22 protein-coding genes are annotated in these 25,806 nt (G+C 68.2%); 4 read left to right on the top strand and 18 right to left on the bottom strand.

All coding sequences use genetic code 11. The features are described from left to right. Positions 1-55: 55 nt before the first annotated feature. From AC2A1K_RS19660 to AC2A1K_RS19625, 8 genes are all read right to left on the bottom strand, one after another. A complete protein-coding gene (locus AC2A1K_RS19660) occupies positions 56-250 on the bottom strand; it encodes a ferredoxin (protein WP_483898003.1) in 195 nt (64 codons plus the stop codon). After that, entirely contained in the window at positions 247-1,713 is a 1,467-nt protein-coding gene (locus tag AC2A1K_RS19655; RefSeq protein WP_483898002.1) for an MFS transporter, read from the bottom strand. The genes AC2A1K_RS19660 and AC2A1K_RS19655 overlap by 4 nt, the downstream gene beginning before the upstream one ends. Continuing rightward, a complete protein-coding gene (locus tag AC2A1K_RS19650; RefSeq protein WP_483898001.1) occupies positions 1,710-2,462 on the bottom strand; it encodes an enoyl-CoA hydratase/isomerase family protein in 753 nt (250 codons plus the stop codon). Before AC2A1K_RS19650 ends, AC2A1K_RS19655 begins: the two co-directional genes overlap by 4 nt. 3 nt (positions 2,463-2,465) lie before the next feature. Next, on the bottom strand, positions 2,466-3,443 hold the full coding sequence (locus AC2A1K_RS19645) for a cytochrome P450 (RefSeq protein ID WP_483898000.1): 978 nt from the start codon (positions 3,441-3,443) through the stop codon (positions 2,466-2,468). A gap of 375 nt (positions 3,444-3,818) precedes the next feature. Further along, complete coding sequence (locus tag AC2A1K_RS19640; protein ID WP_483897999.1) at positions 3,819-4,613, bottom strand: enoyl-CoA hydratase-related protein; 795 nt, start codon at positions 4,611-4,613, stop codon at positions 3,819-3,821. Continuing rightward, positions 4,610-6,274, bottom strand: coding sequence for an AMP-binding protein (locus AC2A1K_RS19635; RefSeq protein ID WP_483897998.1), 1,665 nt, complete (start codon positions 6,272-6,274; stop codon positions 4,610-4,612). The genes AC2A1K_RS19640 and AC2A1K_RS19635 overlap by 4 nt, the downstream gene beginning before the upstream one ends. Then, complete coding sequence (locus tag AC2A1K_RS19630) at positions 6,271-7,281, bottom strand: SRPBCC family protein (RefSeq protein WP_483897997.1); 1,011 nt, start codon at positions 7,279-7,281, stop codon at positions 6,271-6,273. Before AC2A1K_RS19630 ends, AC2A1K_RS19635 begins: the two co-directional genes overlap by 4 nt. Beyond that, positions 7,282-9,504, bottom strand: coding sequence for a molybdopterin-dependent oxidoreductase (locus AC2A1K_RS19625; RefSeq protein WP_483897996.1), 2,223 nt, complete (start codon positions 9,502-9,504; stop codon positions 7,282-7,284). Between the two features lie 28 nt (positions 9,505-9,532). Between AC2A1K_RS19625 and AC2A1K_RS19620 the strand changes: the two genes are divergently transcribed. Beyond that, positions 9,533-11,836, top strand: coding sequence for a molybdopterin-dependent oxidoreductase (locus tag AC2A1K_RS19620; protein WP_483897995.1), 2,304 nt, complete (start codon positions 9,533-9,535; stop codon positions 11,834-11,836). Then, positions 11,823-12,515 (top strand): TetR/AcrR family transcriptional regulator, encoded by a 693-nt coding sequence (locus tag AC2A1K_RS19615; RefSeq protein ID WP_483897994.1) that lies wholly within the window; start codon positions 11,823-11,825, stop codon positions 12,513-12,515. The genes AC2A1K_RS19620 and AC2A1K_RS19615 overlap by 14 nt, the downstream gene beginning before the upstream one ends. A 231-nt stretch (positions 12,516-12,746) precedes the next feature. On the opposite strand, the gene AC2A1K_RS19610 is transcribed toward AC2A1K_RS19615, so the two are convergent. The 6 genes from AC2A1K_RS19610 to AC2A1K_RS19585 form a co-directional block, all read right to left on the bottom strand. After that, positions 12,747-13,808, bottom strand: a complete 1,062-nt coding sequence (locus AC2A1K_RS19610) for a phosphotransferase (RefSeq protein ID WP_483897993.1) — start codon at positions 13,806-13,808, stop codon at positions 12,747-12,749. Further along, complete coding sequence (locus AC2A1K_RS19605) at positions 13,805-14,707, bottom strand: SDR family NAD(P)-dependent oxidoreductase (RefSeq protein WP_483897992.1); 903 nt, start codon at positions 14,705-14,707, stop codon at positions 13,805-13,807. The genes AC2A1K_RS19610 and AC2A1K_RS19605 overlap by 4 nt, the downstream gene beginning before the upstream one ends. 42 nt (positions 14,708-14,749) lie before the next feature. Beyond that, positions 14,750-15,667 carry a DUF7064 domain-containing protein gene (locus AC2A1K_RS19600; protein ID WP_483897991.1) on the bottom strand — a complete coding sequence of 306 codons (918 nt, stop codon included), beginning with the start codon at positions 15,665-15,667 and terminating at the stop codon, positions 14,750-14,752. 128 nt (positions 15,668-15,795) lie between these two features. Further along, the gene (locus AC2A1K_RS19595) at positions 15,796-16,626 is read right to left on the bottom strand and encodes a mycofactocin-coupled SDR family oxidoreductase (RefSeq protein WP_483897990.1); all 831 of its coding nucleotides are present in this window, start codon (positions 16,624-16,626) and stop codon (positions 15,796-15,798) included. 49 nt (positions 16,627-16,675) lie between these two features. Continuing rightward, entirely contained in the window at positions 16,676-18,205 is a 1,530-nt protein-coding gene (locus tag AC2A1K_RS19590; protein ID WP_483897989.1) for a class I adenylate-forming enzyme family protein, read from the bottom strand. 95 nt (positions 18,206-18,300) lie between these two features. Continuing rightward, positions 18,301-19,944, bottom strand: coding sequence for an FAD-dependent oxidoreductase (locus AC2A1K_RS19585; protein WP_483897988.1), 1,644 nt, complete (start codon positions 19,942-19,944; stop codon positions 18,301-18,303). Between the two features lie 99 nt (positions 19,945-20,043). Here AC2A1K_RS19585 and AC2A1K_RS19580 point away from each other — a divergent pair, with 99 nt between their 5' ends. Beyond that, entirely contained in the window at positions 20,044-20,682 is a 639-nt protein-coding gene (locus tag AC2A1K_RS19580) for an O-methyltransferase (RefSeq protein ID WP_483897987.1), read from the top strand. Between the two features lie 64 nt (positions 20,683-20,746). Beyond that, complete coding sequence (locus tag AC2A1K_RS19575; RefSeq protein WP_483897986.1) at positions 20,747-21,421, top strand: aromatic ring-hydroxylating oxygenase subunit alpha; 675 nt, start codon at positions 20,747-20,749, stop codon at positions 21,419-21,421. Between the two features lie 65 nt (positions 21,422-21,486). Here the strand turns inward: AC2A1K_RS19575 and AC2A1K_RS19570 are convergent, their stop codons facing one another. The 4 genes from AC2A1K_RS19570 to AC2A1K_RS19555 form a co-directional block, all read right to left on the bottom strand. Next, positions 21,487-22,452 carry an NADPH:quinone oxidoreductase family protein gene (locus AC2A1K_RS19570; RefSeq protein ID WP_483897985.1) on the bottom strand — a complete coding sequence of 322 codons (966 nt, stop codon included), beginning with the start codon at positions 22,450-22,452 and terminating at the stop codon, positions 21,487-21,489. Between the two features lie 96 nt (positions 22,453-22,548). Then, the gene (locus AC2A1K_RS19565; RefSeq protein WP_483897984.1) at positions 22,549-23,613 is read right to left on the bottom strand and encodes a phosphotransferase family protein; all 1,065 of its coding nucleotides are present in this window, start codon (positions 23,611-23,613) and stop codon (positions 22,549-22,551) included. Beyond that, positions 23,610-24,269, bottom strand: coding sequence for a TetR/AcrR family transcriptional regulator (locus AC2A1K_RS19560; protein WP_483897983.1), 660 nt, complete (start codon positions 24,267-24,269; stop codon positions 23,610-23,612). The genes AC2A1K_RS19565 and AC2A1K_RS19560 overlap by 4 nt, the downstream gene beginning before the upstream one ends. 46 nt (positions 24,270-24,315) lie before the next feature. After that, positions 24,316-25,614 carry an acyl-CoA dehydrogenase family protein gene (locus AC2A1K_RS19555; RefSeq protein WP_483897982.1) on the bottom strand — a complete coding sequence of 433 codons (1,299 nt, stop codon included), beginning with the start codon at positions 25,612-25,614 and terminating at the stop codon, positions 24,316-24,318. Between the last annotated feature and the right edge of the window lie 192 nt (positions 25,615-25,806).

The raw sequence follows: 25,806 nt of genomic DNA, 5'->3' as shown, positions 1-25,806 counted from the left end.
GCCACCACCGACCGCGGCGAGCAATGGGGTGGTCGCCCGTCCACCGGTCCGTGGGTCAGGGCTCGCCCTCGAGGACTTCGATCGCGCGCTCGGGGCAGCAGGCGGCCGCATCGTGGATGCTGCCGGGCATCTCGTTCGGGTCGGCGACGGCGACCGCGTAGCCCTCGTCGTTCGGCTCGAACAGATCGGGGTACAGGCTGTAGCACTGGCCGTGACCCTGACAGGCAGTGGTGACGCGTAGCTGTGTCATGGTCTTACCTCCTCTCCCGCCATGGTCGATCGCGACGCGGGACCCCCGGCGACCTCTTCCGCGGTCTGGTTCCGCGCTGCGTCCGAGACGTCTGCCCGAGTCGGATCGACGGTCTCCAGTGACTGTCCGGGCGGAGTTCGACGGCCGAGGACGGCCACCGAGAGGGCGATGACCAGCCATCCGCTCGCGGCACCCCAGGCAATCGCCGGCGGGCCGTACGCAGCGAGGCCAGCAGCCACGACGAACGGTGCCACAACGCTCGCGGCCCGACCGATGGACCACGCGGCGCCGGTTCCGCGGCCACGCACCTCGGTCGGGAACTGCTCTGTCATGTAGGTCGACAGACTTGGGGCGAAGAGGCCGATGACGAAGCCGAACACCATGCCGCCGACGGTGAGCACCACCGGCGCGGCAACGAGCCCGAAGACCAGCGCGGAGACGGCGCCTGCGACCGCGAGGCCGATCAGCAGGGTGTAGGCCTGGACCCGATGGATGACGGCGGTGGCCAGCAACGAGCCGACGATGGAGCCCAGCGGGAGCAGCGCAACGATGGTCAACGCCGCGCCCGGTCCGAATCCACGAAGATCGAGAACCGTGGGCGACCATGTGACGAGGATCTGGCCGAGCGCGGTGAAGAACACCCAGCACACAGCGATCACAACGGTGCCCCGGAGCAGCGGACGCCGCACCAGCGACAGCCGTGGCCTGTCGGCCGCCGTCGGCTCCGACTGGGCGTCGAGGACGTCCTCGGCGGGCGCAGCGGCCACGTCAGCGCCCGACGCTTGCTCGATACGGCGCAGGACCCCCTCTGCCTCACCGATTCGGCCCCGCATGAGCAGCCAGCGCGGCGACTCCGGAAGCGAGAGCGCCACCGGCACGACGAGCAGACCGAGCACTCCGGCGCCGAACACGAGCCGCCACCCGATGTCGCCCATCGGGATCGTCGCGCGTGCAAGGAGGGATATGGCCACTGCCCCGAGCCCGCCCGCGGCCACCGCGAGGGAGATCGCCACACCTCGCCGACGGGCTGGAATGATCTCAGCCAGGTACACCACCGCCACCAGGTACGTGACGCCCATCGCCAGCCCGGTCGCCGCACGAAGCACGACGAGGCTGGCGATGTCGAACGCGAACGCCGTTGCGCCGGACAGCACCGACATCCCGACGAGCCCGATGATCAGGAGGCGCTTGCGACCGATCCGGTCGCTCAGCCAGCCACCACCCATGGCTCCCGCTGCGAGACCGAGGTAGGTCGCCGAGATCGCGAGAGCGATACCGTCGATCGAGACACCGAGATGGGCGCGGACCCCCGTCGCGGCGACCCCGATGGCGGACTGGTCCGCGTACTCGAAGACGTATGCGACGAGCGCCACCAGGATGACGCGTCGGTGCAAGGCGCTGACCGGCAACCGGTCGATGCGTGCGGCGAGCCGTGAGGGCGTCAGAGTCGCAGGATCCGTCATTCGTGGGTCACCTTGCGGTCGACGAACGTCGAGAAGATCTCGTCCGCCCGGTGGTCGAGGAGTGCACGACGGGCGACCACGTTCTCCGCGTCGTAGAGCGGACGAAGCCGCTGTCGCAGCAACTCCTTGGCGGAGCGGACCGCCGCCGGAGGCAAGGCCGCCGCCTTCTCCGCAAGCACGATCGCCGCACCGAGGATGTCGTCATCCGACTCGACGTAACGGTTGAGGAGCCCGACATCCGCAACGGCCCGTCCCGCCACCTCTCCGGTCAGGAGCACCTCGCTGGCCCGCGAACCGCCGAGGAGCTCCGGAAGCAGCCACGTCAGGGCTGGATAGCCGTAGCTCATGCCGGTGACCTTGAACCGAGTGCCCGGCCCCCCGACGCGCATGTCCGCACAGGCCGCCAAGAGGGCGCCCGCGCCGTACGCGATGCCCCGGACCGCGGCGACGGTGGCCACCGGAACGCCGAACCAGCGCCAGAGCCACTCCTCGCGCTCGAGACCCAGCCGCAGGTTCTCGTCGGCACCCAGCGACCGCATCTCGTGGATATCCCATCCCGCTGACAGCGACCGCCCGCCCGACCCGGTCAGCACGAGCGACCGGACAGAGGTATCGGCGACGGCCTCCGCGAGAATCCGGTCGATCTCGATCTGTGCTTTCCGGTCGAGCGCATTGTGTGCTTCCGGTCGGTCTATCTCGATCAGCCCGACACCGTCACCGACCTCGGGGTAGTAGCGCACATCGGACATGGCTCAGCGCTTGCGCCGCAGGGGGAGGTGAACGATGCCACGGGCCTCGCCCGTTCCCCACCGGATCTGCGATCTGTCGGCGATCTCGAAATCGCCGAGTGCCGGCAGACCGCGCTCCACGGCGATCTTGACCATGGTCTTGGCCAGGTGGGAGCCGATGCACCGATGCGGACCCATGCCGAAGCCGAGGTGCCGGTTGGGCGTGCGGTCCAACCGAATCTCGTCCGGCTCGTCGAACACCGTCTCGTCGTGGTTACCTGCGCCCCAGAGGAGGAGCACCTGCTCGCCTTTGGACACCGGGCAACCACCGAGTTCGGTGTCCTCCGTAGCGGTCCTGGCTAGCGCCTGGACCGGGCTCGTCCAACGGACGATCTCCTCGACCGCCTTGTCCAGCGCCACCTCGTCGTTGATGAGCTGTTCTCTGGCCTCGGGGTGCTCGGCGAGGTACCAAAACGCCCCGGTGATCGCGACGGCCGTGGTGTCGAGCCCACCGAAGAGCAGCAGAGTGACGTACATGAGGATCTCGTCGTCGGTCATCTTCCGGCCGTCGACCTCACCGTCGAGCAGCAGGCTCAACAAGTCGTCGCGGCGCGGCGCATCCCGGCGCTCCGCCGCGACCTCCTTGATGCGGCCGAACATCTTGGCCACCGAGTCCGCGACGAGCTCGTCGTCGATCCCCCGCAGATGGGTGACGTTGTGGAACCACTTCCCCAGCGTCGCCCTGTCCTCGGGGTCGAAGCCGATGGTTCGTAGCGACACCCGCTGCGGGAATTGGTTGGAGAAGGCTTCGCAGAAGTCGAACTCCTCCTGATCCGCGACAGCGGCCAGGAGCTGGTCGGCGAGCTCACGGAACTCCGGCTCACGTCGTGCGATGGCGGTGGGGCCGAGGGCGGCGGAGAGTACTTTGCGGTACTGGCCGTGCAGCGGAGCATCCGTTTCGACCGGGATCAGCGCCGGCATCGGTTGCGGCGGGATCGCCACACCACCGACCGCAGAGGAGAACACCTCCGCGTTGCGCGCTGCGTCGCAGAGGTCCTTGTAACGGGCGACGACCGTGAAGCCCTCGTACTTCTCGCTCCGAACGAGTCCGTCCGCGTGTCGCAGAGCCGCCCACAGGCCTTCGGGCTTCTCGGCGAACTCCTGGCTGAAGTGATCGAACTGGGCCAGGTCGTACCCGACGTCGGTCACATCGGACCGATCGACGCTCTCTGTGGTCACGTGTTCTCCAATCGGGCGCCTCCACAGGGAGTCGCCGTGGTGCGAGTTCGGAGAGTGCAGGCCGAGGGCGAGGCCCTCACGAGACGTACGTCTCACATCGTGTTGCAAGTTACAAAGGACGTCAAGTGTAACGGCGTATCAACTCGTCCAGCGGGCCGACCGACCCTCGATGAACGCCGTCGTGCCCTCGACGTTCTCCGGGCCGCCCACCGCGAGTGCTTCCGCCTGCAGCGTGGCCTCGAAGATCGGCATCGCTTGGAGGATCCAGTGGTTGATGGCCTGCTTGCTCGCACGGAGGGCCTCGGGCGGGCCGGCCGCGAGCGCTGAGGCGATCTCCTCACTCTGGGGGTCGACGTCCGCATCGGGCACCGCCAGCGAGACCATGCTCAGTCGTTCGGCCTCCGCCCCGGAGAAGGACCGGCCGGTGAGCAGGAGGTACTTGGCTTTGGCCACTCCGCACAGGAGCGGCCACACGATCGCCGCGTGATCCCCTGCGGCGAGTCCGAGGCGGACGTGCCCGTCGGCGAGCCGAGCATCGTTGGCGACGATCGACACGTCGGACAGCAGAAGCAGGGCCAGCCCGGCGCCCGCCGCAGCGCCCCGTGCAGCACACACGACCGGCACGCGGCAGCTCAGGACGCCGTGGACGACTCTTCTGGTCTCGCGCACCATGCGAGCCACGCTGGCCGGACTGCCCGTCGCAATGTCCCGAATGTCGCCGCCGGCGCAGAACTGCCCGTCCTGGCCCGTGAGCAACACAGCTCTCACGGACTCGTCCGCCTCGACGGCGGACCAGATGTCGGCGCACTCTCGGTGCGTCCTTGCGTCCATTGCCCCTCGAGGGCCCGGTCCGCGGAGTCGAACCCTCAACAGGTTTGGCTCGGGGCGGTCGATCGCGAGACGTTCCCACGCCGCGGCCTCCTCGACGGTCACCGCTCGATCTCGACGCCGGCGCTGACCCGGTCCCAGGCGTTGCCGGCGCTCCCGCGCAGTGCGGCCTTGCGGACCTTGCCCGTGGGAGTACGCGGGAGTTCCGCGACGATCTCGACGTACCGCGGGATCATGTAGCGCGGCATCAGTGGAGCGAGGAACCCGATCAGGTCGGCCGGATCGAGCACCTCGCCGTCGGCGAGCACCACGACCACCTTGATGTCGTCGTCGAGCGCGAGCGGTCCCCCGGAGTCCCCGGCGTCGAGGCGGTCGAGGTCCGACGGCACAGCCACGCAGGCACAGTCCTGGACCGCGGGATGAGCACGAACCTCGGCCTCCACCTCCATCGAGGAGACGTTGTGCCCGCGTGTACGCAGATAGTCCGCCTTCCGGTCGACGAAGTAGTAGTTTCCGGCTTCGTCACGCCGCAGCACGTCGCCGGTGTGGAACCAGCCGTTGCGCCACGCCCTCGCGGTCGACTCCCACCGCCCGAGATAGCAGGTCATCATCAGCCACGGGACATGCGACCTGACGATCAACTCTCCCGGCTCACCCTCGGGCAGCTCCAGGTCGTCGTCGTCGACGATCCTCGCCTCGTAGAGCGGGCTGAGGCGCCCGCAGGTCCCCGGCACCTCCGGGTCGGTGGCCGCCATCGGGAAGCCGATCTCCGTCATGCCCCAGCCGGTGGCGACCCGGACCCCGAAGCGGCGGGCGAACGCGGCCCGGTCCGTCGGGACTGGCATGGTCAGCACACGGACGAGCGGATTGTCCGCGTCGTCGGGGCGCTCCGGAGCGCTTGCCAGGAGACTGGCGAAGCCGAGGAGATGGGCATGGGTGCACCCGAAGTCCCTGACGTCGCTCCAGAAGGCGCTGGCACTGAAACGCGATCGCATCACGACTCGGAGCCCGCGGATCGCCGCATAGGTGATCATCGCTTTGCCCGACGAATGGAACGTCGGCCACGGCGAGTAGCACGCCCCGTCCGCGTAGTGGAAACCGTCCGCCTCGGTGTCCTCGGGGAACATCTGCATCACACCCGAGTGGAGGCTCGCCCACGGCACCACCACGCCTTTGGACGGACCGGTCGTGCCGGACGTGTAGATCACGGCGTAAGGATCGGACGGACGTGGTGGGTCGTCCGTGGGTAGCTCGGGGCCGCTCGACACCTCGGCCATCGTCAAGGCGGGCAGCCCGACGTCCGGCACGACGTCGTCGATCGTCACGAGATGACGGAGCTCGGGCAGCGACGAGCGCACATCGGCCACTCGCTCGGCCAATCGATTCGTGGTCACCACGACGAGGGCGCCGGAGTCGGAGAGGGCGTGCTCCAGCGAACGACCGCGGAACTCGGGGTTCACCGGCACCTCGTAGGCCTTGAGCCAAGCGATCCCGATCCAGCAGACGTGGGCGGTCGGCGTCGCGTCGAGCATGACCGCCACGCGGTCCCCCGGACCCACCCCCAGGGCCCGTAGACCTGAGGCAAAACGCAACGCTTCGCTCTGGAAGGCGGCGTTCGTGTAGCCGGCAGACCCGTCGACGCAGTCGATCAGCCTGCCGTCCGGATCCTTCGCGGCCCGCTCGGCGAGCAGCACCGGCATGGCCGGCGCGAGTGGCGGTTCGAGCGTCCGGACGGGCGCGACGCCGCGGTCCGTCGTTGCGCTCACTGGGAGGAGTCCCAGGACCAGGGCACGTCCTCCGCGAGGGTGCCGTGCAGGAGCTGCGTCGCCTTCTCATTGCGACCCAGGACGAGCGCGGGGACACCACCGCGGGGCAGGCTGTCCGAGACCGATTTGGCGACGACCCAGTCCTCGTCGCGGACGGCCTTGATGACGATCTCCCAGTTCTTCTCCCGGAAACGCACCGCCTTCTCGGTGGTCGGGAGCTCCGGAACGAGGAACCATAGCTCGACGACGCTGCGGCTCAGGTCGGTCTCGTCCGGCCGCACGTTCCAGATCTCGAAGTGCGCGGGGGCCAAGGCGATGACCGAGCCGGGGTAGCTGGTGAAATTGGCGATCGCGTACTTGGTGAAGACATCATAGTCGAAGTCCTCGTCGCGGAACTCCTCGATCCCCTTGCGTGCCACCACCATTCGCCAGTTCTTGTCGAAGACATCGCACTTGTAGATGTTCGTGTGGAAGAACGGGCCGACGGTCTCGGGGTGCACGAACTGCAGGTGGTAGGCGTCCGTGAAGCCGTCCATCACGGTCTTCCAGTTCATGTCCAGCTGGAAGACTTCGTGCCTGTAGAGCTGAGCCTCGGCGACACCGCACGCCTGGACGTCCCGGTCGAGCGCAGACCCGAACCAGGCCGTCATGTCGAGCTCCCCGCCCGGTCTCGGGTAGACCCACACCAGGCCGACGTGCTCGTCCACCCCGTGGCGAGCGCCCGCCGTGTCCACGGCCTCCAGCCCACCGTCGCTCGTCCGCGTGATCGTGATCTCGCAGGCGCCGGCAACCGTGGTGATCTGGTCGCCGGGATCTGCCAGCTGGTCCCGGTGTGCCGCGATGCGCGGGTGGGAGGTGAACACCGTGTCGAACTCGGCCCGCAGGTACTCGAGATCGTGATAACGGCCTGCTTCCACCCACATCGGATCGTCTGCATAGTCGGTCGTGCGGGTGTCGATGAAGTTGAGGAGGAGCTTGCGCATCTCCACCTTGGTGTCGCGGTGCATCTACCGTTCCTCCCTGTCGGTGGGTACGACGTCGACCGGCACCCCGCTGAGCAGGACGGTCCCGGTCAGCGGCTCGAGGCGCAGGTCGTCGGTGAGTGCATTGACGTTGGTGCCGGGCCTCGCCGCGGCCGCGCTCATCTGAAGTTCGCCGGTGTGTCCCCACCCGTGCGGCAGGCAGACCACTCCCGGTCTCATCTCGTCGGTGACCCGCACCTCGGCCAGGATCTCCCCGACCCTCGACCGGACGAGTACGGAGTCTCCGTCGCCCAGGTCGCGCGCCGCGGCGTCCTGCGGGTGCAGAAGGAGGGCACACAGCCCGCTGTCCGGCTGCTCGAGTGCGTTGTGGAGCCACGAGTTCAAACCGCGAACCTGACGTCGATTGACCAGGACCAGGCCGACCGGGGGTCTGTCGAGGGCTTCGGCGAGCCGGGGGATGTCGTCGAGGAGCAGGGGCGGGGCAAGCTCGATCCGACCGCTCGGCGTCCGGAGAACCTCCGGGAGCCGCGGCTCCAGCGGTCCGTAGTCGATACCGTCCGGGTGGCGCTCGAGCTCGTCGAGGGTGAGCCCGCCGAGCGCTGCGTCGAAGCGGTCACCGTAGGGGCCACTGCGAATCCGCATATCCAGGAGGCGGCTGGGGCCGGAGCGGTGGGCGGTGGCGGCCAGGACCTTGTCGGCGGTCGTGCCGACCACCTTCGCGGACCGCCGTGCCGTGAGCTCCGCGACCTCGTCCGCGAGCTCGTCGAGCGTACGGCCGGACTCGCTCCGCAGCTCGGCTGCGAGCCGCAGGAAGGTGGCCCACTCGGGCATCTCGTCGTCGCGCAGACGGTCGATCGGCGGGGTGTAACGGGCCACGTTGCGGACCGCGAACGTGCTCGTGGTGAGGCTGTAGTGCCCGCGGGTGACGAGGCGCGGAGGGGGAAACACGACGTCTGCGTGGCGCGTGGTCTCGTTGACGTACCCGTCGACGCTGACCATGAAATCGAGCCCCGTCATGGCCGCCTCGAGCCGGACGCTGTTGGGCACCGAGCGGGCGGGATTGCCGGCGACGGTGACGAGGGCTCGTACCTTGCCGCGGCCCGGGGTGTCGATCTCTTCGGCGAGGCATGCCGCGGGCAGTTCTCCCGCGATCTCTGGAAACCCGCGGACCCTGCTGTGCCATCGGCCGCGAGGCCATCCCTTTCCGCCTCCGGGCCACGTGGTCGGGCCGCCGGCGGCCGGGAGGCCGAACATGGCTCCGCCCGGGGAGTCGAGGTTGCCGGTGATCACGTTGAGGACGTCCACGAGCCAGCTCGCGAGCGAGCCGAACTCCTGGGTGCACGTACCGATGCGCCCGTGCACTGCTGCGCGCGGCGCGTCGGCGAGGTCCCGGGCCAGCTCCCTGATCACCTCGGGAGGGAGGCCGCACGCCGGCGCCACCGCCTCCGGCGTGAACGGTCCTGCCGCAGCGAGGACGTCATCGAGACCGTCGACGAGGCCTTCCGTCCGACCGAGACGGGTGCGGCCTTCGTCAGCGAGGACCCTGACGATCGCCATCAGGAGCAGGGCGTCGCCACCGGGGCGGATGGCGAGGTGCCGATCTGCGAAGGCGGCGGTGCGGGTGCGCACCGGATCCACCACCACCAGGGTGCCGCCGCGCTCACGCAACGCGGTGAGCCGCCGGAGCATGCCGGGGGCCGACATCATGCTGCCGTTCGACACGAGCGGGTTCGACCCGAGAACGAGCAGGAAGTCGGTCCGGTCGATGTCCGGTACCGGGATCGAGAGCGGTGTCCCGAACATCAAGGCCGACGACTGGTGCTTGGGCAGGCTGTCGACGGCCGCGGGTGAATAGACGTTCCGTGTGCCGACCGCACTGAGCAGGGCGTGGAGGTAGAAGGCATGGTCCAGATGGTGCGATCCGGGGTTGCCGAAATAGACGGCGCAAGCATTCGGATCCTCGGCCAGGATCGGACGGAGGCCGCGGCCCGCCGCCGCGAAAGCCTCCTCCCACGTGGCGGGCCGCAGCCGGCCGTCGGTCCGCACCAGAGGAGAGCGCAATCGGTCGGGGTCGTTCTCCAATGCGCCGAGGCCTAGGCCCTTGGCACACGAGTGTCCCCGGCTGAAGACGTCGTTCTGGTTAGCTCGGACGGCGTCCACGGTCCCGTCGACCGCCATGTCGAACAGCAGGCCGCACGACGCCTCGCACAGCGGGCAGATTCGCGGGGCCCGGGCGGTTGCAGACATCGGCCCCCTTCTCGCCTCGCTGGTCCTCGTGAGTGTAACTATGTTACACATAATGTCAACTGTTACACAGGAGGAGGTGCCGATGGAGACGATCGTGCGGACGTGCCCGCTGTGTGAGTCCACCTGTGGCCTCGAGCTCAAGGTGGACGACGGTCGGGTCGTTGCGGTGCGCGGCGACGCCGACGACGTCTTCAGCCGCGGCTACCTCTGCCCCAAAGGCACCACCTTGCCCGCGCTGCACGAGGACCCCGACCGACTGCGCGGACCTGTCGTCCGCCGTGACGAGGACTTCGTCGCGGTGAGTTGGACGGAGGCGTTCGCCGAGGTCGCCCGCTTGTTCGGACCGCTGACAAGCGAGGCGACCGCGGTCTACCAGGGCAATCCGGTCGCCCACACGATGTCGCTCACGCTCTACCCGAGCGTCGTCGTCAAAGCGCTGGGGACGCGGTCGGTCTTCACCCCGTCCACCGCGGACTCCCGTCCTCGGGACCTGGCGAGCGCACTCGTGTTCGGCGAGCGGTTCACATGTCCGATCCCCGACCTCGACCGCACCGACTTCCTCCTGATGCTCGGCGCCAACCCCGCGGTCTCCAACGGGAGCCTCGCCACTGCACCCAACTGGCCGGGTCGGCTGAAGGCCCTGACCGCGCGCGGCGGCACGCTCGTCGTCGTGGACCCGAGACGCACCCGCACGGCCCACCTGGCCAGCGAGCACCTTGCTGTCCGCCCGGGCGGCGACCCGTGGTTGCTGCTCGCGATGCTCCATGTGGTGGTCACGGACGGGCTCGTCGAGCTCGGTCACGCCGACGGTCTCGTGACCGGTCTCGACGAGGTCGAGAGCCTCGTCGCCGACTTCGTCCCGGAAGCAGTGGCGGCCAGGGCAGGGGTCGACGCCGAGACGATCCGGCGCACCGCCCGGGCATTCGCTCGCGCCCCACGGGCCTGCGCCTACGGACGGATGGGCACCACCACCGGGCCGCACGGGACCCTCACGACCTGGCTGATCGACTTGCTGAACATCCTCACGGGGAACCTCGACCGCCCCGGCGGTTCGATGTTCACCCGGCCGGCGGCCCGCTGGGCGTCCAACGCGCGGGGCCGCGCCCGCTACGGCAAACCCGTGGAGCTCCACCGCTTTCACACCCGGGTCCGGCAAGCGGGTGAGACCCTCGGTGAGCTCCCGGTGTCCTGTCTCGCCGAGGAGATCGACACGCCGGGCGAGGGCGCCCTTCGAGGCTTGGTCTCGATCGCCGGGAACCCCGTGCTCAGCGCCCCGGACTCGGCCCGCCTCGACACCGCGCTGGCAGGCCTGGACGCCTTCGTGGCCGTCGACCAGTACATCAATGAGACGACGCGGCACGCCCACGTCATCCTTCCTCCGCCCTCGCCGCTCGAGCGGCCCCACTACGACTTCGCGATGATGCAGTACGCCGTGCGCAACGTCGCGAACTACAGCCCCTCCCCCTTCCCAGTGCCGCCGGGGCAGCTGCACGAGTGGGAGGTACTGTGCCGCCTCGCTGCCGTGCTGGAGAGAGGGGATCCGGAGGCCGATCCAAGAGAGATCGACGAGCGACTGGCCCGCTCCATGGTCCGGTCCATGGTCCGGGACCCGGGCAACATCCTGCACGGAGTCGATCCTGAGGAGATTCTCGGAGCCCTCGCCCCGGCCTACGGCCCGGAGCGGCTACTCGACCTCATGCTCCGCGTCGGGCCGTACGGCGACGGCTTCGGCCGGGGCGACGGGACCCTGACCCTCGACCAGCTTCGTCGCCATCCTCACGGGATGGACTTCGGCCCGCTGGTGCCGATGCTCCCGGACATCCTGCGAACCCCGGACGGCATGATCGCCCTTGCCCCCGAGGCCCTTGTCGACGAAGGTCGCGGCCTCATCGCCGAGGAAGAGCCGAACGGGCTGCTGCTCATCGGTCGACGGGGGCTGCGCAGCAACAACTCCTGGATGCACAACGTGCCTCTGCTCGTTGCCGGGGGCGACGCCTGCACCCTGTTGATGCACCCGGACGACGCGGATGCGCGCGGTCTCGACGACGGTGACGCCGCCGAGATCCGCAGCGAGATCGGACGTCTCACCGTCCCGGTAGAGACGACGGTCGACCTCCGTCCTGGAGTAGTCTGCCTACCGCATGGCTGGGGTCACAACGGTGATCGCGTGCGTCTCGGGGTTGCGCAGGAGCATCCTGGGGTCAACAGCAACCTGCTCACCGATCCGTACCGAGGTGATCCGCTCAGCGGGACCGCGGTGCTCAACGCGATCCCGGTGGAGGTCGCGCCCGCGGCCCCGCTGAACGGAGGCCCTCCCAGTGAGTTCACGTGAAATCGGTCGTACGCGGTCCGTCGCCGAGACCGCCGCCGATCGACGGGCGTCCGCCAGCGGCGGTGCCGCGCCGGGGGCCGTCGGCACGGTGCAGACACGTTCCACGCTGATGGCGGCGGCGGTGGAGTGCTTCGAACGCTACGGGGTCCGTCGAACCACGATGGACGAGATCTCTGTGGCGGCGGGCGTGTCCCGGCCCACGCTGTACCGCCACCTCGGCGACCGCGACACCCTGATCCGAACCATTGTGTTCGATCGGGCGGACCGGCTGGTGGAGAAGGTGCAGCGGGTCATCGCCAAGGAAGTCACGTTGGAGGAGAAGCTAGTCTCCGGCATGTTGTTCATCGTTGATGTCGGGCGGAAGGACGAGTTCATCGGCGAGATGCTCCGCGCAGACTCCGACCAGGTCACCAATCCGCTGATGACTGCCCGGGGCACCGCAGATGCTTTCGCCGAGTCGGTCTGGGCGGACACTTTCATGTCCGCCCAAGCGGACGGGGAGTTGCCTGACGGGTTCGACCCGGAGATGGCGTACCGCTGGCTGACATCGGTGTCCTTTATGCTCATCGGTTGGCACGACTACGACCAGCAGCCCCTGGAGTACAAGAGACGCATCCTTCGCAAGTTCCTCGCCCCAGCATTCGTTCGAAGCCAGGTCCTCCGGGCCGATGACAGCTGAAATCATCGTTGCCCGATTTCCGGAGCGATCCCATATAGTACTCAAGGAGATCCCAAATCGTATCGTCGGCGCTCCGACGATCAGTGCTGTTATGATAAATTCACGGCCGACGTTCTGCGCCCAGAACCCCGTGCATCGGAGTCCGCCCGTCAAGGAATCCCACATACCCGTCGGTGAGCCACTCGGGAGTAATATCCGCAGCGCTCGCGGTGGGTTCGAGCCAGACGACCGTCAATCGCCCTCCTCCAGCGCGCCGACGGAGTCCAGCTGCTCAATCGCTGCCGTGGCGCGGATCGTCGTGCGACGACAGAGTTCTTCGGGATGGATGCCCTCAGGCAAGAGCGCCCACATGTAGGTCCACACCGCGTACTTCCGATAGGTCTCCCACATCAGATCGAGCGGCGGAGGAGTCACGCCGTGTCTCTCCAGTTCCGTTCTGTAGCCCCTCAGCAGCTCTCGCTCGCTCGCGGCACGGTCCTCGACCGACAGCGAAGGGATAACAAGGCTGACGACATCGAACGCCCAGCTCCCGCGCATGACGTGCTGCCAGTCGAGATAGCCGGGCTCGCCCGTGCCGTCGAAGAACAGATTCGCTTGGTGTGCGTCGCCGTGCACCAGGCAGACTGAGTCGCGGCGCAGTCGATCCGTCAACCGGGTCAAAGCTCCTTGCATGCGGGTCCTGTTGCGTTGCCGCGGAGGAACCAGCTCAAATCGCTCGGTCTCCAGGGCTGAATCCCAGTACCCGAAAAACTGATCAACCATGTCGGCCTCGGCGATCGCGCCGCCGGTTCGCAACCAAGAATGCCTGGCCAGCTCGTCCGACATCCATAACGCCGCATGGTATCGAGCTTGCAGGGAGAGCACGCGCGCTACGCCGGCAACGCCCAGACCATCGTCAGAGATCTCGAACCGCGCGCCCCGGGTGAGGAGATCTTCGAGGAGGACGATACCCCCACCCGTGCCCGAGTCCACGGCGCCGAAGTAGCATTCCGGTTGGTTGGCAGGTACCTGGGGCGAGATGTCGAGGAAGAATCGCGCTTCGTTGGCGAATGCTTCACCCTGGTTCGCTCCGCGAGGATCGAATCCGCTCTTAACCCACAGCGATCGAGGCCAGCCCGGAGTCGCTCCTTCGCGATACGTGAGAGCGTATCGAATCTTGGTCGCCGTTCCGTCGATACGAGCCGTCTCCTCCGCCCGCACGACATCCGCGCCCGGGAACCGACGGCCGAGCGCGTCAGTAAACCACTGTTCGGTGAGCTCCCCTTCGGAGTGCGGTACGAGGCGAAGGTTCATGCGGTTCCCTCCGATCGGGCAGCACTGCCATTCGGCGCGGGCCCCGACATCGAGGCCGACCAGGCATCGAACCCAGGGATGTCGCCGACCGTGGGCCGGGGCATGTGGGAGGCGGAGCTCGCGCCCCCGTCTACGGCGATCTCCGCGCCACTGAGGTAGCGCGCGTCCGGTGACAGCAGGAAGGCAGTGATGCCCGCGACGTCATCGACATGGCCCCATCGACCCAGATGGAAGCGGCGTAGCTCCTCCCGGTAGCCCGGAAGGGCGTCGAAGTACTGCTCGATGCGGTCTGCTCCGCTGTCGAGGAAGCCGAGGTTCAAACAGTTCGATCTGATTCCGTACCGCGCGTAATAGGCGGAGATCGCGCGGTTCAGTGCGACGACGCCACCTTTCGCCGCCGAGTACGCGTCATGTCCGATGTTTCCCCGAATCCCGGCCATCGAACCGATCATCACGATCGACCCCCCCTTCCCTCCCTCCATGATCGCGCGCAGGCCGTACTTGGCCGTGAGGAACACCGAAGTCAGGTCGGCCGCGATGATCTTGTTCCAGCCGTCGAGCTCTATCTCCGTCACAGGGCCGTCGAGGCGACCTAGGTCGAGTGTGGCAGCGTTGCACACGATGCCATCGAGGTGACCAAACATCGACATCGTCGTGTTGATCATCGCGCGTACGTCGGCTTCCGCGCCGACGTCGGCACGGATGTAGAGGGCTTCTCCACCGGCGTCGCGAATGCGTGCCGCTGTTTCCTCGCCTCTTTCCGGCGTTCGGGACACGATCACGACGTTGGCTCCCCGCGATGCCGAACGCTCGGCTATCGAACGTCCTACACCGCGGCTTGATCCGGTCACGAGTATGGTTCTGCCTGCCAGGTCACCATTGACCGGCGCTGTATCCATGCCGTCCTCCTGATTGCGTCCACAGGATCCGTGCGCGGAGCTTCAAGCGGGGGACAGCCCCAGTTGCTCACGCATTGCAGCCGTCAGAGACTTCAATTCGGCAGGCTCGAAGAATCCCTGTCCCACCCGTCCGCCGCACTCGAACTCGGCGAGCCCGTCGACGCCGAACCAACCCTCACCACCAGTCAATCCGGTAGCCCGAACCTGACCGGTGATGCGGTACCCACGTCCCCCATCGGTCCAGACGGTGACGTCGCATGCACGTGGCGACGCACCGTCCTCACTCATCGTGGTATCGAACCGCCCTCTCCTGACCAAGTGAATCCGGCCGGAGTCGTAGACCCAGCCGAACTGGAAGGAACCTTGCGAGGTCACGAACGAGAATGCCGAAACCGCCAAGTCATCCCCGAATACGGCGAAGATCCACCGACTGGACGGGTTGCTCCCGAAGTCACGAATGCCCCACGAGTGATCATGCCAGCCGACCCCGTCGACAGTGGTCGTCGAGCCGTCGACTGTCAGTTTCCCCGTCACACGGCCCATTGCTTCGTAATGGCGGTCTCCGAGCACCGTGTCGCCGACGTCGAGAGTGATCGACACCGGATCACACAAGCCCGCGAAATCGAGTTCCGCCGTCGCTTCGTCGAATTCCGCGACGAGACTGAGGTCGCGCAGGGACCGGCCGGCCCGAGCCCGGAGGCCCGGCAGCGAGATGTCCTCGAGATCGTCGTCGGGTAGCGGCAGCCGGTGATGCTGTACGCGCCCCACCTGCTGGCCGCCAGCGACGAGCCAGCTCCATACATGCGCGACGCGTTCCCCAGGGGCGAGGCTTATGTGGTGCGACCCCGCAGCGAGGGCTTTCAAGTCCACCCAGCCGAGGAAGTAGCTCTCCTGCCAACCCAGCTCTTGCCCTTCCTTGGGATGGTGCCGTCTCCGATCCTCGAAAGAAACGTCCTGCATGACGAACCACTCCTCGACTTGTCAGGTCAGCTTGAACTACTCCAACATCTCGGGCAGAACGCGCGCTCACGCGGTGTGACCACGTGTGCACCCCCGGTGCGAGCGGCCGCATGAAACGCTGATCGCGTCTACTTCTGGATCGACCCGGCGTCCACGGAGAGAGCTGCGGCGGTGATGTAGCGGGCTTCGTCCGAGCACAGCCAGACGAGTGCGTTGCTGACGTCGACCGGCTCGATCCAGGGGATCGGGAGGGTGTTGAGCGACTGGAATCCCGGCACCGCCTGCTCTTCGGTGGCGTCGGGCAGCCCACCCGACATGAGCGTGAACGTCGCCTGGTTGCGGATCATGTCGGTCCCCACCGACGTCGGCAGGAGCGCATTGGCGCGGATCCACCGGTCGCCATACTCATTAGCGATGACCCGGGTGAGCCCCATGACTCCGTGCTTGGCGGCCGTGTAGGGAGCGGTGTTGGCCAGCCCCTTCACTCCAGCGGTCGAGGACGTGAGAACGATCGATCCGCCCCGTCCTCCCTCGAGAATCGCCGGGATCGCGGCACGGATCGTGCGGAACACGCCCGTGAGGTTCACGCCGATCACATCGTCCCAGAGTTCGTCGGTCGTCTGCTCGAACGGCGTGAGAGGCATGATCCCGGCATTTGCCGCCACGATGTCCAGGCGACCCAGGGCCGACACTCCCTCGGCGACGAGGTCGGCCAGGCCGGCCGTGTCCTGTACGTCGAGCTTCTTGACGATGATTCGGCGGTCGAGCGCCTCGACCGCTTTCACCGTCTGCTCCAGATCAGCCTCGGTGGCCATCTCGTAGGGCACGGTGTCGAGTTGCTCACAGCGGTCGAACGCGATGATGTCGGCGCCCTCTTCGGCGAGGCGGACCGCGTGCGAGCGGCCCTGGCCGCGTGCCGCACCAGAAACGAGGGCAACCTTGCCCTGAACACGTCCCATCCTGGTTCCTTTCATCGGGGTACTGGCGAACTCGGGGATTGCTGCTGTGTCAGGACGCCGGCGTACGGAAGGCGTCGGCGACATCGAATTCGGAGCGCACAGTCCGGCGCAGGAGCTTCCCCGACAATCCGCGGGGAAGCGGCTCCTCGGCCCGGCGCAGATAGCGGGGGACCTTGTAGTCAGCGAGATGCTCTCGGGTGTACGCGAACAGCGACTCGAGGTCGACGTCGCCGCCCACGATCACCGCCACGGTCTCGCCCCAGCGCTCGTGCGGCACGCCGACCGCGACCGCCTCGTCGACGCCGGGGAACGTCGAGACGACCCTCTCGATCTCTGCCGGGTACACGTTGATTCCGCCAGAGATGATCATGTCCTTCTTGCGGTCGACGACCGACAGGAAGCCGTCCTCGTCGAATCGGCCCAGGTCGCCGGTGTGGAGCCAGCCGTCGCGCAGTGCGGCGCTCGTCGCGACCTCGTCGCCCCAGTATCCGGCCATGACCTGCGGACCGGCGACGATGATCTCTCCGACCTCCCCGATGCGGGCCTCGTTCCCCTCGTCGTCGACGATCCGCATGCGACAGTGGACCCCCGGGATGCCGGCCGTTCCGGACTTCGTGACGAAGTGCGAGCGCGGCACCAGCGCCGATCCTCCCCCTGCCTCGGTCAGTCCGTAGGCCTCCCGGAGCTGGACGCCCTTGTCCGCGTATGCCTGAAGCAGCTTGCGGGTCACCACAGAGCCGCCGGTGATCGCTGTGCGCAGCGCGGAAAGGTCCGCCTCGGCGAACTCGGGCAGTGCCGCGATCGACTCGTACGTGATCGGCACCCCGGTCATCGCGGTCACCGGAGCCGAGACCATGTGCTGGAGCGCGATGGCGGGCTTGAACTCCTCGAGGATGAGTCGGCCGCCCACCCCGTAGAGACCGAGCAGGGCGTTCACGACACCGCCAGTGAAGGCCAACGGCGCGAAGAGGAGCGATGTCGTGTGGGTCCCCCAGTCCTCCCAGCGCACGTAGGTGTCGATCGTCGCTGCGACGTTGGCGTGCGTGAGCGTGGCGCCTTTCGGATACCCGGTAGTTCCCGAGGTGAAGGCGATGACGGCTGGACTGCTGGGCCTCAGGTCGGCGGTGGGGCTGCACGGACCGGGCTCGGCGGACCGCAGCTCCGCGAGCGTGGTTGTGGCCGAAGCCTTGCCGTCCAATCCGATACGTTGAACGTGGGGTCGTTCCCCGGTGACGGGGTCGAGACGGTCCGAGAGGGCGCCGTCGACCGCGATCGCGCGGCAACCGGCGTTGTCGACCATGTAGGCGATCTCGCTCGAGGTCGCCCGGACGTTCAGCGGCACGATGGCGCATCCCGCCCTCAGGATGGCGATGGCCATCTCGCACCATGCTAGCGAGTTGTTCGCGAGGATGCCGACCCGGTCCCCCGGCGCCACGCCGCGTGCGTGCAGCGCGGCGGCGACACGACCGGTCGATCTGTCCAGGTCGGCCCAGGTGACCGAATCGCCATCTTTGGTCCAGGCGACCGCCTCGGGCTGCCAGCGGGCCCAGTACGTCGACAGATCGGCCAGGGTTGTCATCTGCTGTCCTTGGCGGTCGTATTACACATGACGAATCGTGTTCGATGTAACACTAGCGGCTGGAACGTGACGGTGACAACAACAGCAATCCGGTGTCACGTGCCCGCGGCCACTGCGTACATCTCGGCGAGATCGACCAGCTTTCGGCGCGGCCGTCCCGTTTCAGCACCCCGACGTCGCTCGAGGCGGTCGATGGCCTTCCAGCCGTCGAAGCGGATCGCCGAGGGCCGTCGCCGAGCGATCAGGGCGGCGAGATCCGCCCCGGAGCGGACAGGGTCGGCGAGTCTGCCTCCGAGCCGGTCGGCCACCAGCGACGCGACGGTCTCCCGCGCACATCCACGGTTGGTCCCGATAACCCCGGAGGGTCCGCGCTTGATCCATCCTGTACAATACACGCCGGTCATCGGGCCGTTGTCGCCGAGAACCCGGCCCGCCTCGTGCGGCAGAACCCCGCGGCGGTCGTCGAACGGCAGACCGGGAATCGCCGCTCCGCGGTACCCGACGGCCCGCACGACCAGCCCGCACGTCAAGTCCTCCGTGCGCCCGGTCCCCTGTGCGGCGGGGACCCCGTCATCGCGACGAACGAGATGGTTGTGCTCGATGCGCACCCCGCGGACCTCACCGTCTCCCAGGACCGCGACCGGCGAGGCCAGGAAACGGAGCTCGATGCGGCGCCGGCCGTCGCGCGGCTCTCGGCCCGCATGCTCCCTGAGCACGCGCAGGGTGAACTCCGTGAGCGGGTCGTCCGCCGGCGACAGATCCGGAGAGACCACCCCGAGGTCCACACCATCCAGGTCCCGCACCCCGAGGAGCTCGGGAACGGTGAAGGCCGCCTGCTCCGGCCCACGTCGGCCGAGCACGACGACCTCACGGACAGAACTGCGCCGCAGGGCGGACGCGGCGTGATCCGCGATGTCTGTGCGACCGAGATGGGCCTCGTCCGCGACGAGCATGCGCGCGACGTCCAGGGCGACGTTGCCGTTGCCGATGACGACGGCACGTTCCGCGTCGAGGGGGAACTCCCACCCGGCAGCGTGCGGAGCGCCGTTGTACCAGGCGACGAGGTCAGTGGCCGCTACGCTCCCGACCTGGCCCTCACCCGGGATCCCCAGGCCACGGCTCTGCGGCGCCCCGACGGCGTAGACGACGGCGTGAGCGTGCTGAGCGAGCTCCTCGTGGGACACGTCGACCCCCACGTCGACGCCGAGGTGCACGTCGATCCGGGCAGCCGTCCGCTTGAACAGCCGGACGACCTCCTTGGTGCGCTGGTGGTCGGGAGCCACCCCGGCGCGTACGAGGCCGAACGGCGTCGGCAGCCGCTCGACCATGAGAACCTCGGCGTGCACGTCCGGCCGAGCCAGGAGCTCCTCCGCCGCGTAGAACGCCGCGGGACCCGATCCGACGACGACAACGCGCAGGCTGGGCCGCTCCTGGGCCCGGGCCGGCCGCGCATCGGCCCGACTCGCTACCGGGTCGGGTTGCGGCGCCCCGGCGTAGGCGAGGGCGTTGAGCTCTGCGTACACCTGGTTGTCCTGGGACAGCTCGTCCTGGGGAGCGATCGCGCTCACCGGGCAGACCTCCACACAGGCACCGCAGTCGATGCACGCGCGTGGATCGATGTACAACATCTGAGCGCCGGCGAATCCGGGCTCGTCGGGGCGGGGATGGATGCAGTCGACCGGGCAGACGTCCACGCACGTGGCGTCGTTGCAGCACGACTGCGAGATGACGTGGGGCATAGCGATGCACCTCTCGCAGACCGAGGCGAACGCTAACGCCGCAACGAACGCACGTGCAACACTGGACAAAACTTGTCCGGCGAATCAGGAGGGGCCGAGGTGGCACGCCGGTTGATCAATCACATCCTCGCGGGGACCGCCCACGTACTGGAGGACCCGCGGGCGGAGCTCGCGCTGGAGAAGCTCTACGCACGGGCCCAGCTCTCGGCGGACGAGCAGAAGGGCGATCCGGAGGCGGTGGGGGACTTCGGCTACTCCTTACGCCCCGGTCAGTACGAGCTGCTGTACCTGCTGTGCCGCAGCCTCGGGGCCCGCACCGCCGTCGAGTTCTGCACGTCGGAGGGCGCCACCGCCATCTATCTCGCTGCCGCCCTGAGGGACAACGGCGGTGGGACGGTCATCGGGGCCGACCCCCGGCCAGAGAAGGTGCGCGCAGCACGGGCCAACGTCGAGGAAGCCGGGCTGGCCGAGTACGTCGACCTTCGGTGCGGCGAGCCCGCGGAGGTATTGGCCGACGTCGGAGGACCGATCGATCTCGTCGCCGTCGACGGCTGGCCCGAGATCGCTGCCCCGTCCCGCGCCCGGAGCACCCTCGAGGTCCTCGCACCACGACTTCGGCGGGGCGCACTCGTCCTCAACGACAGCCGCGAGTCGGACTACCTCGACCTCGTTCGTGACCCGTCCAGCGGCTTCCGCACCACGGTCCTGGACCTGGGGGTCCTGTCAGTCGCCGGCTGAGAGAGATCATCGACGCTGCCAGCCCCGGCGAGGAGCTCGCGTCCACGAAGGAGGTACGAAAGTCATGCCCGAACTTGCCGTAGGCACGCCGGTCCCGGTGGCGCACGAGAGCCAGATCCCGAAGCCCGGGTCCTTCCTGACCACCGACGTCGCCGGGGCGCCGCTGCTGGTGGTCCGCCAGGACGATGACTCGGTGGCGGTTCTCTCGAACGTCTGCCGACACCGCGGAGCGCAGGTCGAGACTGAGGTCTCGGGGCGCCGGAAGATGTTCAGCTGCCCATACCACCGCTGGTGCTACAGCCGCGACGGCGGCATCCGCTCCATGCCGTTCGACGACGGCTTCGTCGGTGTCGACCAGGTCGATCGCTCGCTGCTCCCGTTTCCCTCGGCTGTCCGGCACGGCATCGTCTGGACGGTCCCGGAACGGACGCTCGCCCTGGACGCTGACAGCCTCGACGGCGATGGCCTGGAGCGCCTGGGCTCCGCAGTCCTGTTACACACCGACCGGACCCTGGTCCCCCGCGCGGTCGACGAGGTCAGGGCCGAGCTCCCGGACGGGGCCGACGTCGCCGGGCTCCGGGTCGTCGATGCGCCGACCCACACCGAGGTGTGGGCGGTGCGCGCTGCGGGCCGCCGACAGGATACGACCGAGCTCGACCTCTGGATCCTGGTCGCGGCCGACGCGGACTCCACCGATCGCGAGGCTGCCGAAGCACGCTGGGCGTCGCTCAACGCATGATCGTCCTGCCGCGAGCACCGAGCGCAGCGACCGTCGACGCCAAGGGTGCCGCCGACACCCTCAGCTCATGGTTCGATGACGATCTTGCCCAGCACGGCTCGATGACCCAGGGCACTGACAGCCTGCGCTGCGCCCTCGAGCGGTACGCGGCCGCCGATGGGCGGATCGAGTGCGCCCGCAGCCAGATGGGGCCACAGGTTCCGCCATTCGCGCTGATGACGTGTCGGCTGCGGGATCGCGTAGGCGCTGTAGGACACGCCACGGACATCGATGTTGTCGAGCGCCAGCCGGTCGACCTCGACGACGGGGATCTGCCCCGCGGCGAAGCCCACGACGAGCAGGCGACCCAGCGGGGCGAGGCATCCCAGGGCCTCGCCGAACCGACTTCCGCCGACGGGATCGACAACGACGTCGACGCCGTGGCCGGACACGACCGCGGTCACCCGTTCCCGGAGGTGGTCGGTCGGCACCACCTCGTCGGCACCGACATCCGCGACGAACCGTCGCTTCTCGTCCGTCGACGCCGCGGCGACAACCGTGGCACCCATTGCCTTCGCCATCTGGATCGCGGCTGTGCCGATGCCGCCTGCCGCTCCGAGCACCAGGACGGTCTCGCCGGAGCACAGGCGTCCGCGTGCGCCGAGGCCGTAGCTCATCGTCAGGTAATTGACGGGGAGGCAGGCTCCGGCCGTGGCGGGGATGTGGGCCGGCAAAGGGAACACGTGGTTCGCCGGGACCGCTGCGACCTCGGCGAACGCGCCCGTGGCGCACAATGCGGCGACCCGATGACCGGCGATGAGCCCGGAACCTTCGGGTGCGTGACGCACCGTGCCGGCTAGCTCGCTTCCGAGCGTGAACGGTGTGGGGAACTCGAATTGGTAACGGCCGTGAGTGAGCAGGAGATCCGGGAACGTGACACCGGCCGCCTCGACCTCGATCAGCACCTCGCCCGCGCCCGCCACCGGTTCGGCGATCTCATGGACCTCGAGTGCCGACGGTCCGTTCGTACTTGTCAGACGAACTGCGCGCATGTACTACCTCCCATCTCGCATGGACTGCACCTGACCCGGAACACTCCCTGGACGGTCGGCCGCGTCGGACTGCCGAGCCGCCCCGCCCCGCGCCGCTCAGCTCGGAGACATGAGCGACGCCGCCAGGTCGAACAACTCGACGGCCATACCGCCGAGACGCTCGCCGACCTCACGCGACGTCGTTCCGGCGTGAGCTCGCGCATGGCTGCCCTCGAGCAGAACGCCGAGTCGGTAGCAGGCCAGGATGCGGAACCACGTCAGGTCGTCGAGGTCGAGTCCGGCGACTCGGGCGTAATGCTCGGCGACGGTGGCGGGGTCTGGGAGGCCGGGCGGCAGGCTCGGATTCAGGCCGGAGTCGGGCCGGCTCGGTGATGGCCACAGAGCGAGGAGATGACCGAGATCCAGACGGGGGTCGCCGAGCGTGCAGAGCTCCCAATCGACGACGGCGGCAAGCTCGGGCGCGTCGGGCCGCACCAGGACGTTCGCGAAGTGGAAGTCCCCGTGGATCAGACCGAGACGGAAGTCGCGAGGTCGGTGCGCGTTCAACCACGCCGTGACGTCCCGGAGGTGCGGGAGGTCCGGGCCCGGATAGCCAGCCAGCGACGAGTAGGAGTCGAGTTGGGCTCGCCAGCGCGGCACTTGACGTTCGAGCCACCCGTCGGCCCGGCCGAAGTCGAGGAGTCCTTCTGCCTCGACATCGAGCGCGGCGAGCGCGGCGAGCGCGGCGAGCGCCTCGACCATCGCCAGTCCCAGCCGGTGGAGGCTCGTCGGTTCCTGACCCCAGGTCGCGGGCAGACCAGAGGTGGGATTCACGCCGTCGACAGCCTCCATCAGGTAGAAGGCGGCCCCGATGACGTCGAGGTCCTGGCACTCCGCGATCAGGCGAGGATGAGGTACGGCGGTGTCGACGAGGTGCCGCAGGACCCGCGCCTCCCGGCGGATGGTCGCGTCGCTCTGGGAACGTTTGTGCACCGGTGGTCGCCTCAGGACATAGGGCGTCCCGGAGCGCACGAACCGGAACAGGACGTTCTGGGTCCCGCCGAGGATCGGCTCGATCCCCTCGATCCGCCCCGTACCGAGCCCCTGGACGTCCATCCACTCCTGGACCCGGTGGAAGTCGACACCACCCGCCGATCCTGCTGTCGCCGGCTCGGCGGTCATCGCTCGTCTCCCCTCCGGTGGCCCCTGGCCCTCGTACCGATGCGCTCGTCGAGATATCGCTGTGTCTCGGACGAGACGGGGGCGTCGAGGATCGCCGTGACGACGTCGACGAGCCTGCTGACGAACAGGCGGTCGTCGGCGTGAGGCGGCGACGCCGCCCGCCGAGCGAGCGACACGGCAGCGTAGGTCAATGCCGTGAAACGGGGATGGAGTTCGTCGTAGCGCGCGATCCCGCGGGAACGAACGACCTCGCGCCATCGCCAGATGCTCGTGCCGTCGTCCTCGTGCAGGGCCTCCGAACGCAGAACGACTTGTGCATACACGCGCAGGAACAGGCGCCCACGGAGGTCGCCGAGGGCCGTGGCCAAAGGCCGGACGAGGACCTCGGCGAGGAGGCGGGGTTCGCGGTCCGCTGACAGCGCCGCCTGCTCGAGCATGACGTCGCGGCGCCCGTCGACGGCTCGGAGGTGCTCCTCGAGGACCGCGGCGAGCAGACCTTCACGGTTCCCGAAATGGTATTGGACAGCGGTCGCATGCTTGACTCCGGCCTCGCGGACGACCTCACGGAGGCTGACGGCATCGATGCCGTGCTCGGCGAACAGGCGCTCGGCGGCTTGGACGAGCTGGGCCGGCGCGTCGTGGTTCCTGGGTGTCACCAGCGTGCTCCTCGTGACGTCGGCGCGAGCTGCCCCGGGCCCCGGGTCAGTGCGCCAGCGCATCGAGGTCGACGAGCTCGGCCAGGTGTCGTTGCGCCTCGGCACGGCGGGTCGGAAGGTGTTCGGAGGGCCAGCCCGTCCGACTCGGGGTTGCCTCGGCGAGCAGCTGCTTGGCCAGAGTCGTCTGGTGGATCTCCGTCGGACCGTCCACCAGCGCCATCACCTCGGCGTTCACCAGCATCGAGACGAAGGGCATCTCGTTGGACACTCCCAGTGACCCATGGAGGTGCATCGACCGGCGGACGACGTCGGACAGCACCTGCGGCATCAAGGCTTTGATCGCGGCGATGTCCTTACGGACCGCCTCGTAGTCTTGGTGCTTGTCGATCAGCCACGCAGTGCGCAGCAGAAGCAGCCGGAACTGCTCCATCTGCAACCACGACTCGGCGATCCGCTCCTGCGTGATCTGGTACGAACCGAGCGTCCCGCGCTTGAGCCGGCGCGAGGCCGCGCGCTCGAGCATGGCGTCGAACGCCTGCCGCACGCGCCCCATCGTCCGCATCGCGTGGTGGATGCGGCCACCACCGAGCCGCGCCTGGGCGATCGCGAAGGCGTCGCCTTCTCCTCCGAGCAGGTGGTCCGCCGGTACACGGACGTCGTCGTACTGCAGATAGGCGTGGGCTCCGGACTCCTCGGGTTCGGTGCCGATGCCGACGTTCCGAATGATCTTCAGCCCTTCGGCCCCGGCCGGCACGATGAACATCGACATGCCACCCCGGGTCCCGAGGTCGGGATCCGTGACAGCCATGACGATGAAGAACGACGCATAGCGCGCATTGGAGGAGAACCACTTCTCGCCGGTGATGACCCAGTCGTCGCCGTCACGGACCGCGCGGGTCGTAAACAGACCGGGGTCGGAGCCAGCATGAGGCTCGGTCATGGAATAGCAGGACGAGATCGTCCCGTCCAGCAGCGGCTGGAGATACTGACCGCGCTGTTCCTGCGTCCCGTAGCGCGCCAGGATCTCCGCGTTCCCGGAGTCGGGCGCCTGGCAGCCGAACACCGTCGGAGCCCACCGTGAACGACCGAGGATCTCGTTCAACAGCGCTAGCTCGACCTGCCCGTAACCCTGCCCTCCGAGCTCGGGCCGCAGGTGGCAAGCCCACAATCCGGCTGCGCGGACCGCCTGCTGCAGCGGCCGAACAACGGCCCTCGCCTGCCCATCGCTCTTGTCGAACGGATCGCCCAGGACCAGATCAAGGGGGCACACCTCGGCCCGCACGAAGTCGCTCGCCCAGTCGAGCTTCAGCTGATACTCGGGATCCGTCTCGAAGTCCCACGCCATACCAGACATAGTGCAACCGCACTAAGACTCAGTGCAACTGCACCATCCGAGTATGCTGCTCACCGGGGTCGTATCGGACTGCCTGCCGAGTGAACAGCCATGTGGCAAACCTCGAGCCCGCGCTCCTACGACGCGTCGCCGACACGACCCGTGCCGATCGTGAAGCGCGCGAACCTGGTCCTCGACGGTCCG

The organism is Actinomycetospora sp. 2LY8.5, from assembly GCF_057180585.1.
Note: the sequence above shows the minus strand (reverse complement) of the source record. Positions and strands in the feature narration are given on the sequence as shown.